This window comes from Nitrospira sp. BLG_1, from assembly GCF_047338595.1.
Lineage (GTDB): Bacteria > Nitrospirota > Nitrospiria > Nitrospirales > Nitrospiraceae > Nitrospira_D.
Genome location: NZ_JBLFBO010000065.1, coordinates 1 through 11,584, shown reverse-complemented (window position 1 = coordinate 11,584; position 11,584 = coordinate 1). Strand labels below are relative to the sequence as shown.

Sequence of the window (11,584 nt, the reverse complement as noted above, 5' to 3'; positions counted from 1 at the left end):
CTGGTCCTCCTGCTCTATCAGATCGGGTTGATGTTCAAGCCATTTGTCTTTTCCGCCTTGTGGGCCTGCCTCTTGGCCCATTGGGCGTTTCCTCTTCATCAACGATTGACGAACCTGTTTGCCGGAAAGGACGCGCTGTCCGCCTCGCTATTGACCGTCGGTGCGTTGGGCATTGTGGTCGTGCCGTTGGTGGCGATGGGGGTGATGCTGGTCCGGGAAGCGAGCGGAGCCGAAGAAGCCATTCGGTCATGGATCTCAGCCGGTGGACTGCAACGGTTGCCGGAGCAGGTCGCGGCGATTCCGCTCATCGGTGGCTGGTTGAAGTCCGCGATGTCCGGTACCGGTACCCCCGCAATTTCGTTAGAGCAGTCAGTGATGACCGGGGTGAAGGAACTCAGCCAATTTCTGGTCGGGGGGATGGGGGGCTTGCTGAAAAACACCTTCGCACTCGTGACGAATTTCTTCATGATGCTGCTGATTTTGTTCTTTCTCTTCAAGGATGGCCGGCAGTGGCTCTCCGTGCTCTATGACCTGATTCCAATGGAGGAGTCACATAAGTCAAAAATTCTGGTTCGGTTGGATCAAACCATCCGTGCGGTGGTCAAGGGAATGTTGGTGACGGCCATCGTTCAGGGGCTTCTGGCAGGGATGGCCTATCTCGCACTCGATGTGCCGTTCCCGATCGGGCTGACCGCCCTCACCGTCGTGCTGGCACCGATCCCATTCGGGGGGACCGGGTTAGTCTGGGGGCCGGTGGCGCTGTACCTGTTCTGGATGGGGACGACGGGGAAAGCCCTCATCATGCTGGCCTGGGGTATCGGTGTCGTGTCGATGGTCGATCAATTTCTTCGGCCCTGGTTGATCGGTCAGGATGTTGAGATTCCGGTCTTGCTGCTTGTGCTGAGCGTCCTTGGAGGTCTGGCTCTGTACGGTATCCTGGGTATTTTCATCGGCCCGATTATGGTCAGCTTGTTGATGACGGCTGTCCAGATCTATCGCGAGGAATATCACACGACCGCAACTCCCGCGAAAAAGGCCGCCGCCGCTCCGTAGGGTTTCTGCCTGCCTGCGAAGGTCATTGGTCACTGGTCAATCGTCATTGAGTGCAGAACGGAAGATGTTCTGTCTGCCGATGACTGATGGCTATTGACCGGTGACGACGCCGCTAGTCCAGCGGAATGGTAATGGCAATTCCGCCCATCACATCGTTCAACCTAAAATCCTGCTTTGGGCTCAAGGGGTGACCGTTGTGGCAAGTGACACAGGCAGACGAGACGGCGCGGTCTGCATAAATGGCCTGGAAATACTGCTTCTTGCCGCTCGAAACAACGCCGGTCACCGGCTGCTCAGGCTGTCGTCTGAGCACCTCCAGCGCTTTTCGCTCAAACTCTGTCGCAGGGGCATTGCGCTGATAGATCGGAGAGAATCCGATCAGTCTGTAGCGGATGCCTCGTCCGCTCTCGGCGACTAGCCGTCCGGACTGCTGGAGAAACTGGGCCGGGAGAGGGAGCGCGTTGTCCTGCTCCCAATGTTCCGTCGCAGCGACGATGCCTTTCTCCTGCATACGGTTGACGATGTGCGTCGTATAGATCGTCCGGTCAGCCTCCAGGATGGCATGTACGTAGTCGGCGACCCGCTCCGGAGAGATGCTGCCGACGGCTGGGTTCTCCTTGGCGGCATGAAGAGAAGCCCCGCCCCAGAGTCCTCCTACGAGGAGTGCGACGGCTGCGGCTCGGACCGTGACGCGGACGTTGTCCATGGGCCTCCTTCCTGAGAGAGTAGGGAACTGATGGGGAGGCTGACCACGCAGGTCGTCCCTTGACCTTCGATGCTCTCGATGCGGAGATCGCCCCCGAACTTTCGGATAATCCGCCTTGCCACCGTGAGCCCGAGGCCAGACCCTTCCCCCTGTCCCTTGGTCGTAAAAAACGGGTCGAACACCTTTGACAGGTGTTGTTTGGAAATGCCGGGGCCGGAATCGGCGATCGTCGCAGTCGCCGTATGGTCCGACACGGCCGTTGTCAGCGTGAGTGTGCCGGTTCCTTTCATGGCCTGGGCTGCATTGGTCACGAGATTCACCAACGCTTGCCGAAGTTGGTCCGGAAAGACCAGCACTGGCGTCTGACCTGCATAGGTTTTGTGGAACACGATGTTTTTCATCTCAACGGTGGTCTGTGCCGTGGCCAGCACTTGGTCCAAGATCTGCTCCAAATACACCGGCACTTGCGTATCGAAGGCCTCACGGTTTGTCACGCCGGTAAAATCTCGAACGATTGTTGCCATGCGCCGGCCATGGGCCACGATGTCCTGGGCGCAAGACTTGATCTGCTCCAAATCCTGTTCCTCCTGAATCGCTTCTCCCAACCCGATGATACCGAACAAGGGATTGTTGAGTTCGTGGCCGATCCCGGCAGTGAGCACCCCGAGGCTTCCCGTTTTTTCAGCTTGGACCAGCTGATCGTGGAGTTGGCTTTCGTCCGTGGTGTCTCGAAGCACCAGCCCAATACGATCTTCTTCCCCTGGTTTGGTGGGCAGTCGGAACCATTGATAGTGATAGATGCGTGATCCGACGTGAAGCTCAGCGCGATGGTGAGCGGAATCATGATCCGTACTCGGCGCAAGAGGATCCCTCGGTGACGTTTCACGCGCGATATCGCTTGTGACGAGGGGCGTACCGCCGGTCGTTCGGAACTCTGCTTGAAGATTCTTCTGAGCGACTGGGTCGAGGGGAAGAATCGTGAACAGCGAAGTTCCCGACATCGGTCCCTGGATCTTGAAGGATTCGCGAGCTGCCTGATTGATATAGCGCACAGTTTCGTGGGCGTCGATGAGGAGAATCGGCGTAGGAACGGCATCCAAAATCTGATCCGTCGACTGTTGGAGAACCTGGACTTCCTTGGTTTTCAACTTGACCTGGTCAGTCAGCCCTGTGAAGGCAGCTTTTAACTGCTGGTTCATGCGGTTGAATTCGTCGGCCAAGTCCTCCAGTTCGTCACCAGTGTGGATCTGAATCGGTGTCCGCAATTCACCGCGTCCGATGGACTGCGCAGCCTGTTGCAGTTGCCGTACGGGCGTCACGATGCGGCCGGCGGCGACGTAGCCCAACGAGGCCAGCAACACAACGGCGACGATTCCGAACACCGTCACCCAGGTGAACAGATGGTGAATCGGTGCAAAGAGTTCATCGGACGATTGCCAGACGAAGGTGTGCCACGATCCATCGGCACTCGAGCCGTTGGTCGCCCGGCTGGTCTCGGGAAGAGGGGCAAAGCCGATGACGGATGTGGACTGGCCGCCGTGACCATCGCTCGAGGCCTGCACCCAACCGGGATGCTGCGGTGTGACCAGCGGAATCAACTTCGGATCGGACAACGGGACGCCGGTCGGAAGAATGGGGCAGCTGACGACGATACCATGCGTATCAATCAGCATGACGTGGCCGGTCTTTCCAAATCGAGTGACATGGGTCGCGGGAGAAAAGAACTCTTTGGCGTCGATCACGCGGTGCAGCACGCCGACGACTTCATACCGGAGACTATCCATGACGGGGAGTGAGATGGAGAAGACATAGGCATTCACTTGGTCGTCAAATCGGACGTCTTCGACATAGAGCTTGCCCACCGCCTTGTTGAAGGCGCCCTGCCACCAGGGGGCCTTCTGGTGGCGGAACGCCGGATGGTCGGTCATCGTTCCGACGAGTGTGCCCTGCGCATCGGTCAGGAACAGCATCCTCGTCGAGGAACGAACCACATGCGGAAGCAATTGACCCGGCGCACTATGGACGCCGGTAAAGTATTCGTGGAGCAAGGTACTGAGGGGATTGTCCGTGAGGGACTTGATGGCGGCGGCGTCTCGTGCCGTCCAACGTCGCTCGAAGTCCGCGAGTGCCGTGGTCGGGTTCTTGGGGTTGCTCTGCGCATCACGCCGTTGCTCCAACGCTCGAATAATCGTCGGGTCATTCGCGATACGTGCGGTGTGTGCGATCTCTTCGGCGAGGAGCAGATCGAGTTTGCGCGCGGCTTCAGTCGCAAGGGCCTTAAAGCTTTCCCCGCTGACTTCCCGGATTTCTTGAGACCCCTGCCAGAATGCCATCCCCAAGCCGACGACGAGCGGGATGACCCCGACGAGCAGCATGGAGAGGATGACTTTGGTCTTCAGCCCCCATCTGGTGCCAGGCGGCGATGATGTTGTTACCTCCGTCACGATTGGGCGCTCCTCTCACCGGCGACGGTCTCGTTGGGAAATATGAGGATAAAGGTTGATCCTCGTCCGATCTGGCTTTCGACTTCGATGGTGCCATTCATGTGATGGATGACATTCTTGATGTTGTACAACCCCAGTCCGGTTCCTTTTCCGGGCGGCTTCGTGGTGAAGAAGGGGTCAAAGATTCGACCAAGGAGCTCGGGGGAAATGCCGCTGCCGGTATCGGTGACGCGAACCCTTGTTGCATCGGCCGTTGCGGTGGTTTCCAGCGTCAAGGTGCCATGGTGTTCCATGGCCTGGACCGCGTTGGTAATGAGATTGACGAACACATGGAGGAGCTCATCCGGGTTCCCCTTCACCACGACGTCTGGTTGGTAAAGCTTCCGAATGTCTATATCTTGGAGCGCCACAGCATAGCGGGCGATCTTCAGGGCCTCGTCCAGCTTGCCGTTGATGCTCATCAGACAGTCTTGCCGTAAGGATGCGCGGCGAGAGTAGGACGTCAGATCACGACAAATGGCCGTCGTGCGCTTCACGGCTTCAATAATGTCGTGGGCCTGCAGATGTACGGCCTCCAGGTCTGTTTCGTCGGTCAGATTTTCTGCCAGACCAAGAATGAGCTGGAGGGGATTATTCATGTCATGCGCAATGCCGGCAGCGAATGAGCCGATTCCAGCGAGTTTCTCCGCATGGAGTAACTCGGTCTGCAATGTCGACTCATGCTGCACGAGCAGCCAGAGCAGCCGCGAGGTTTGGCCATTGACTACGTCGGTCCCTGTCGGCACTGTTTTCCGAAGCGCCGACTCCATCGCTGGGTCACCGGTGACGTCCATCACGAGATTGAGCTCTTGGTGCGTGATCAGGTCGGCTATCTCGTGATAGACCGGCACCTTGAGCTCTTGGGCTCGCTTGAGCCCGGGAGCCGAGGGATTCTGATCGACGATGCCGACGATCTGAATCGTACGGATCTGGTGGAGTGCATCGAGCAGGGCCACCCCTCCACGGCCCGCTCCGATGATGGCCACTCTCATCGGAAGCGGTGCGGGAACCGGGTTGCTGTCCTGATGCTCGGTTTGTCGATGGGACATGGTCGGCGAAATGGTTGTCATACTAGCTCCCCATGCTGTGGCCTGTACCCTCAGAGATGCGCCAATTCACGCTGTTCCATGGCACGTGCGACCGAAGCCTTCAGTTTCTCGCCTTCCACAGGCTTCACGAGATAGTCCACGACACCCTGCCGGAGTAACGACGTGGCCATGTCGGTGTCCGGGAATCCAGTTAGGACGATCAACGGGACGCGAGGATAGTTTTGCCGGAAGTAGGTAATGGCTTCGATACCGTTCACTTTCGGCATGCGGATGTCGCAGATGATGACATCAAGGAGCAGCCGATTTTCACCGTAGTTGATGGTTTCGATGGCCTTCTCGCCGTTCTCAGCTTCAAGGACATCGTAGCCGGCTTTGTGCAGCGTCATGCGGACGACCTTGCGGATGTCAGGTTCATCGTCGACGACCAGCACGCGCCCATTGCAGCTCTCACCTCCAACAAAGAATCCGGACTTGAATTCACTCATGACAACCTCCTTGGTGAATGGCGGCGATTGCTTTTTTGTCTCTACACCGGATAACCGCAAGGTCGATGCCAAGTTGTGAGAAGACTGAAGCCGAGTTATTTCAATGTCTTGCTTCTTCGGTATGGGGAGGTGCTGGATGCGGTTGGCTGATATGCACCACCAGCCTATTGAAAACCACCAGGCGAAGGGCTCATTGCCTTTCACGGCCGATTTGGGCTAGGGTATTGAAAAACAGAGGAGTGGAGGCCGGTGATTACCCCAGATGTGCTGACCGACTATATTCGAAAATCCTTGCCGGATGCCATGGTAACCGTGACGGACCGTACGGGAACGATGAACCACCTCAAGGTGGTGATCGTTTCGGATGGGTTTCAGGGGAAAAATCTCTTGGACCGGCATCGCATGATCTACCAAGCGTTGGATGCGCCGATGAAGGATGGGCGGATCCATGCGTTGGAACTGACGGCACGAACGACCGACGAAGCCTAGGAGGAGACGATGGCCGACCAGATAGAAGATGAAATTCAGAAGGAAGTGAATGCCCATAAAATCCTGATTTACGGCAAGGGGACGAAGACCATGCCGATGTGCGGATTTACCCGGGAGACCATGCAGTTTTTTGACAAGTATGGGTATCCGTACGAACTGATAGACGTTCTGTCGCAGCCGGCCAAGCGCGAAGCGCTGACAAAGATGACCAACTGGCCGACGCTTCCAAAGGTGTTTATCGACGGGACGTTCTATGGAGATACCGACGTCCTTGATCCCATGGCTGCTAAGGGCGAGATCGAACCGCTGCTGAAAAAGGCATTTGGGAAGTAGGCCGACTGCTGAAACCTTCTCCGCCGAAACCTTCGAGGGCACCCAACTAGGCCTTGCTCGCTCGAAGCCCGTAAACTCGTCTCAAGCGACTCAAACAATACGCGCTTCGCCGTTGCTCTTGAAGAACAACGGTCGCGAGCTGCGGTAAGTTGTGTCCCGCCCTCTTCGGTAATGGCGGTATCAGCTTTCACCAGTCGGCTGTGGAGGGTGAGAGGGGAGGAAGTCTGGCCTCATCTCGCGAAGAAGACACCATGGGGAAAAGCCGTAGCTATAGAGCGAGTACGCTGATCACAGCGCTGAGCTTCATTATAAGCGCGGGGTGTGTTGGTGATCGCCAGATCGGTCGGATTGCCTGGGAACAATCGAGGATTGTTGACCTGACGCATTCGTTTGCCTCGGATACGATTGTCTGGCCGACGGAGCAGGACTTCAAGCTGATTGTTCAGCATGCGGAGCACACGGAGCGAGGATATTATTACTCGTCCAACCGGATCGAAATGCCGGAACACGGCGGCACCCACATCGATGCGCCGATTCATTTTTCAGAAGGGAAACAGACGCTGGACCAGATTCCCATCGATCGCATGGTCGGACCTGCTGTCCGAATCGATATCACAGAGCCATGTGCTCATGATCGGGATTATCGTGTAGGTATCTCGGATTTCGAGCGTTGGGAGGCACAGTATGATCGGATTCCAACCGGATCTATCGTTCTACTGGATGTGGGCTATGCCAAATTCTGGCCGAATCGGAAGGACTATTTAGGCACGGAACTGAGAGGGCAGGAGGGAGTGCGGGCGCTACATTTTCCTGGGCTACATCCTGAAGCCGCTGCCTGGCTGGTGCGTGAACGAAACGTGAAGGCCGTTGGCATTGATACTGCCTCGATCGACTATGGTCAATCGACAAAATTTGAGACCCATGTCGGGCTGCTTTCCCAAAACGTTCCGGTGTTTGAGAATTTGGCCAATCTGCATGACCTTCCAGAAAAGGGCTTTGACGTGATCGCATTGCCCATGAAAATTTCCGGCGGTACTGGTGGCCCCTTGCGGATCATTGCGGTACTCCCGACCTCTCGCTAGCCTTCACGACCGAACTACCCTTGGATATTTAATCTGGTTGATGGCCTGGGAGAGGATCCTGTGCCACCGGCAAGCATCGGCACTTAGAGCATCCTGATCTTGAGACTGTAGCAGTTGCCTGCTCATTCTTTCAGGTTTCTGGGGACGCATGTATACTTGTGCAGTATGAAGCCTCAGCAACCGGCTGCTTCTCAATCAACTGGACGGCGACCAAGCAAGCTGAGTCAGCGGCTTGCTGATGACAAGATAGAGCGAGCGAGGCGTCAGACTCCGGAAGAACGGCTGATCATTGCATTGCACCTCTCCGATTTCTGCAATCAACTGAACCGGTGTTCTTCCAACGCCCTAAGCCATCTGCCCCGTTTTGGGAAACTATGACTGGAGAAAGCTATCCAAGACCAGAAGACAGAGTTATTGAAGCCTTTGTAGGGTACCTCGCCAACACCTTGTACCCGGATCTTAAGATAACTGACTGGCCAGACAAGAGAAATTCAACCACGTCCGATATTGATGCTGTCGCGAAAAGCCAGGTGGGTTGTATTGCCATCGAGCACACAAGCGTAGATACTTTTCCTGATCAACGTCTTCATGACAGCCGGTTTATGAAAGCGATTGGCTGTCTAGAGGATGAATTGACAGGAATGGTTGATTGTCGCCTACGGGTTATAATTCCTTTTGGTACGGTACCGACCGGCATAAGTTGGGAGGGAGTTCGAGATGAGTTTCGAATGTGGATCCTTGATGAAGTTCCCCAGTTGCCATTTGACAAGTGGACAATCGTTAGCATTGATGGGATCCCTTTTTCACTTACCGTACACAAGTCCATTTCTGACTTGCCTGGACTATTCCTAATACGTAGTGGTGTTGAGAACGAAGATTTTTCTGAGCGACTTAAACTCCAGGTAGATGTTAAGGCACAAAAGCTGGCGAAGTATCGCAACAGCTGTAACCTACTCGTCGTTCTCATAGAGAACGATGATCTTGCCAACATGAGTCGGGGAAAGATGATCAAGGCAGTTGAAGAGTCCTATCACCAATCCTTGCCACATGGCATCGATAGGATTTGGTATGCCGATAGTTCAAGTTCTGGGCCCGTTCTATTTTGGAATGTCACCCCTGTATCTAGGAGGAATATGCCTCTCATGACTGGAATGGAAGAGTTAAAGCGACCTCCAGAATAAGTGTTGATCGGCAGTTTTGGGGAAAGCTAGTCAGTGACGCCCGCTGAATGGGCTCAATGACAAAGTTAGGCAGAGGCGGCTTGTTTTGTTTCGTCTAGATGTTTCTGAAGGTAAGTCATGAATGGGGTGCCGCCGGTGCCCACTGCCGTGGGATTGGTTGTACTGGTCTGGTTCTGGCGATTGATGTAGCTGTCAGCGTAGCCGATGTGGATCTCCCGAAACTGTGCCAGTAGATCAACGCAGGCACAGTAGGCCGACCAGAGTTTGGGATGGCTCTGCTTGCGCTCATGGACATAGCCCGACAGGAGGGCGCGCCCGTTGCGATCAGTTTGACTCTCCAGAGCCTGAATCAAAGCGCGGTGGCGGGGTGGCATGTACTCCCGCATCTCTTGGAGATATACCGTCAAGGGATCGGGTGCATGGCGGATGCCGAGTCCTGCATCCAGGCAAGGGACAATTGAACTCTGTGCCCCAGTCTCGCCACGAAACTGCTGTGGCTGTTGCGCGTAGGCCTCGACCTTGTCATAGATGAGGCCGTTGGGGAGTGACGGGCTGTTCTTCCAGCCATGGATGTAGGGTCTCACGCGGGTGTAATAGACATAGGGATCGCAGCGCTCCTTCATGCGCAGCAGCGTGTCTCGCATGGCGGTTTGTGCGGATGCCAGGGCATGTAACCCCAGCAGAACTTCATCGTCCTTCCCGTTTGCAGCTCCGTTGATCGCCTGTATCAGGCCATCGAGGCCAGGGCCTGCTTGCTGCTCGATCTGGATATGGACTACGACGAACCACTCCTCATCCAACCCACCGAGAAAGTTCTGCAGCAGTACGATGTTGTCGAGCTGAATCGGCTTCGTGTTATCGAGACGGCGCCAGTTATCCAGCGCATAGGAAGCGTAGGAGAGGACCGGGGGGCGACCGAGCTTCTGGCCTATCTCGTGCCAGGGGCGTGCGAGTTGAGGAGGGAGCTTGGCCGCCGGTTGCCCTGGTGTTTCCCACACATAGGCGTGGCCGGCAAAGGAGAGGATACGCATTGCGGTACGATAGTCATCCTCGCCCCAACTCGATGGGATGGATGGCAGAAACGATGGCTCTTCATTGATAAATCGCCGGACTTGTCGGGCGCTTAACAACTTGGGGAGCTCGTGACTGAGGTGGTTGAGCGCTGGACAGTCTGGCAGTGATTCACAAGGATCAGACGGCAGGAAACCCTGTTCAGAGGAGAATCCAAAGTCTGCAAGCGACAGCGATTGGAACGCGCGGGACGTCATACAGTCCTCCTCGCCCCCACTCTACCACTCCAGGATGAGATTGCAATTGCTTTCGGTTGACTCATGAAATTGGGGAGACCTTTCTCATTCCTTCGCCAGGATCTCTTTGAGAGAGTATAGAGGAGAGACGCTCATGGCTGAATGAAAAAGGCCACCTCAGCTGAGGTGGCCTTTCCCTTCTTTCTCTTCTTGCTGGTGCGGTGCGGGTGCTCTCGCACTGTGCGCATTCACCGAGTATCGCCAACTATCAGAAATCTAATCGATCTTGTATGCGCGGTGAGCGAGCACCGAGAGTGCCCGCGCCGCACTATGCTCTCTATGTCCCCATTTCCCAGGAAGCGAGATACTTCCGCTGTTCCGCCGTCAGGGTGTCGATGGCCACGCCCATGCCTGCCAACTTAAGCTTGGCAATTTCCTTATCGATCACTTCAGGAACCGGATAGACCTTCTTTTCGAGCTGTTTGTAATTTTTGACAATGTACTCCGCACCGAGCGCTTGGTTGGCAAAGCTCATATCCATCACGCTGGAAGGATGACCCTCAGCGGTGGCCAGGTTGACGAGTCGGCCCTCGCCGAGCAGGCTGACACGATGCCCGTTTTTCTTGATGGTAAATTCTTCGACGCCGGTGCGAACCACCCGGCGCTTACCGGCCATTTTCTCAAGGGCTGGGATATCAAGCTCAACATTGAAGTGTCCGCTGTTGCAGACGATGGCTCCGTCTTTCATCGCGGCGAAATGCTCACCCCGGATGACATGGATGTTGCCCGTCACGGTGACGAAAAAGTCGCCGACCGGCGCGGCCAGTTCCATCGGCATGACACGGAAGCCATCCATGACGGCTTCCAGACCTTTCAATGGATCAATCTCGGTCACGATGACATCGGCCCCCATGCCCTTGGCGCGCATGGCGATGCCGCGTCCGCACCAGCCATAGCCGACCACGACTACGACGGAGCCGCAGACCAAGCGGTTGGTCGCTCGAATGATGCCGTCCATGGTGGATTGGCCCGTGCCGTAGCGATTGTCGAACATGTGCTTGGTATCGGCATCGTTGACGGAGATCACAGGGAATTTGAGCACTTTCTTGTCTGCCATGCTCCGCAAGCGAATGACACCAGTGGTGGTCTCTTCTGTTCCACCGATGACATTCTTCAAGAGTTCTTTCCGCTTGGAATGGAGGTGTGAGACCACATCGGCACCGTCGTCCATGGTGACGTGTGGACGATGGGCGATCGCCGACTCAATGTGACGATAGTAGGTGGGATTGTCTTCACCCTTGATGGCAAAGGTCGGGATCCCTTCATGCTGAACCAAGGCTGCAGCCACATCGTCTTGTGTGCTCAATGGATTTGACGCACAGAGGCGGACATCAGCCCCACCAGCTTTCAGCGTGATGGCTAGGTTCGCCGTTTCCGTGGTGACGTGTAAGCAGGCGGTCACTCGAACACCCTTCA

Annotated in this window: 11 protein-coding genes; 5 read left to right on the top strand and 6 right to left on the bottom strand. The window is 55.9% G+C overall.

The features are described from left to right. Window positions 1-1,053 (top strand): AI-2E family transporter (locus ACMTNU_RS19275; protein ID WP_413936916.1); only part of this gene is annotated, 1,053 nt, incomplete at its 5' end. A 112-nt stretch (window positions 1,054-1,165) separates the two neighbouring features. On the opposite strand, the gene ACMTNU_RS19270 is transcribed toward ACMTNU_RS19275, so the two are convergent. The 4 genes from ACMTNU_RS19270 to ACMTNU_RS19255 are packed head-to-tail and all read right to left on the bottom strand — an operon-like array spanning window position 1,166 to window position 5,776. Further along, window positions 1,166-1,759, bottom strand: a complete 594-nt coding sequence (locus ACMTNU_RS19270) for a DUF3365 domain-containing protein (RefSeq protein ID WP_413936915.1) — start codon at window positions 1,757-1,759, stop codon at window positions 1,166-1,168. Continuing rightward, a complete protein-coding gene (locus tag ACMTNU_RS19265) occupies window positions 1,708-4,203 on the bottom strand; it encodes an ATP-binding protein (protein WP_413936914.1) in 2,496 nt (831 codons plus the stop codon). Before ACMTNU_RS19265 ends, ACMTNU_RS19270 begins: the two co-directional genes overlap by 52 nt. Continuing rightward, a complete protein-coding gene (locus tag ACMTNU_RS19260) occupies window positions 4,200-5,312 on the bottom strand; it encodes a sensor histidine kinase (RefSeq protein ID WP_413936913.1) in 1,113 nt (370 codons plus the stop codon). The genes ACMTNU_RS19265 and ACMTNU_RS19260 overlap by 4 nt, the downstream gene beginning before the upstream one ends. A 29-nt stretch (window positions 5,313-5,341) precedes the next feature. Beyond that, window positions 5,342-5,776 carry a response regulator gene (locus tag ACMTNU_RS19255; RefSeq protein ID WP_413936912.1) on the bottom strand — a complete coding sequence of 145 codons (435 nt, stop codon included), beginning with the start codon at window positions 5,774-5,776 and terminating at the stop codon, window positions 5,342-5,344. A 249-nt stretch (window positions 5,777-6,025) separates the two neighbouring features. Here ACMTNU_RS19255 and ACMTNU_RS19250 point away from each other — a divergent pair, with 249 nt between their 5' ends. The 4 genes from ACMTNU_RS19250 to ACMTNU_RS19235 all read left to right on the top strand — a co-directional run bounded on the left by ACMTNU_RS19250 (window position 6,026) and on the right by ACMTNU_RS19235 (window position 8,861). Beyond that, a complete protein-coding gene (locus tag ACMTNU_RS19250; RefSeq protein WP_413936911.1) occupies window positions 6,026-6,265 on the top strand; it encodes a BolA/IbaG family iron-sulfur metabolism protein in 240 nt (79 codons plus the stop codon). Between the two features lie 9 nt (window positions 6,266-6,274). After that, complete coding sequence (locus ACMTNU_RS19245; protein WP_413936910.1) at window positions 6,275-6,598, top strand: glutaredoxin family protein; 324 nt, start codon at window positions 6,275-6,277, stop codon at window positions 6,596-6,598. 251 nt (window positions 6,599-6,849) lie between these two features. After that, on the top strand, window positions 6,850-7,680 hold the full coding sequence (locus ACMTNU_RS19240; RefSeq protein WP_413936909.1) for a cyclase family protein: 831 nt from the start codon (window positions 6,850-6,852) through the stop codon (window positions 7,678-7,680). A gap of 374 nt (window positions 7,681-8,054) precedes the next feature. Continuing rightward, window positions 8,055-8,861, top strand: a complete 807-nt coding sequence (locus ACMTNU_RS19235; protein ID WP_413936908.1) for a hypothetical protein — start codon at window positions 8,055-8,057, stop codon at window positions 8,859-8,861. Between the two features lie 65 nt (window positions 8,862-8,926). Here ACMTNU_RS19235 and ACMTNU_RS19230 read toward each other — a convergent pair whose 3' ends face one another. Further along, on the bottom strand, window positions 8,927-10,129 hold the full coding sequence (locus ACMTNU_RS19230; RefSeq protein WP_413936907.1) for a hypothetical protein: 1,203 nt from the start codon (window positions 10,127-10,129) through the stop codon (window positions 8,927-8,929). Between the two features lie 316 nt (window positions 10,130-10,445). Beyond that, window positions 10,446-11,584, bottom strand: a 1,139-nt coding sequence (ahcY, locus tag ACMTNU_RS19225) for an adenosylhomocysteinase (protein ID WP_413936906.1), incomplete at its 5' end; no start/stop codon positions are given.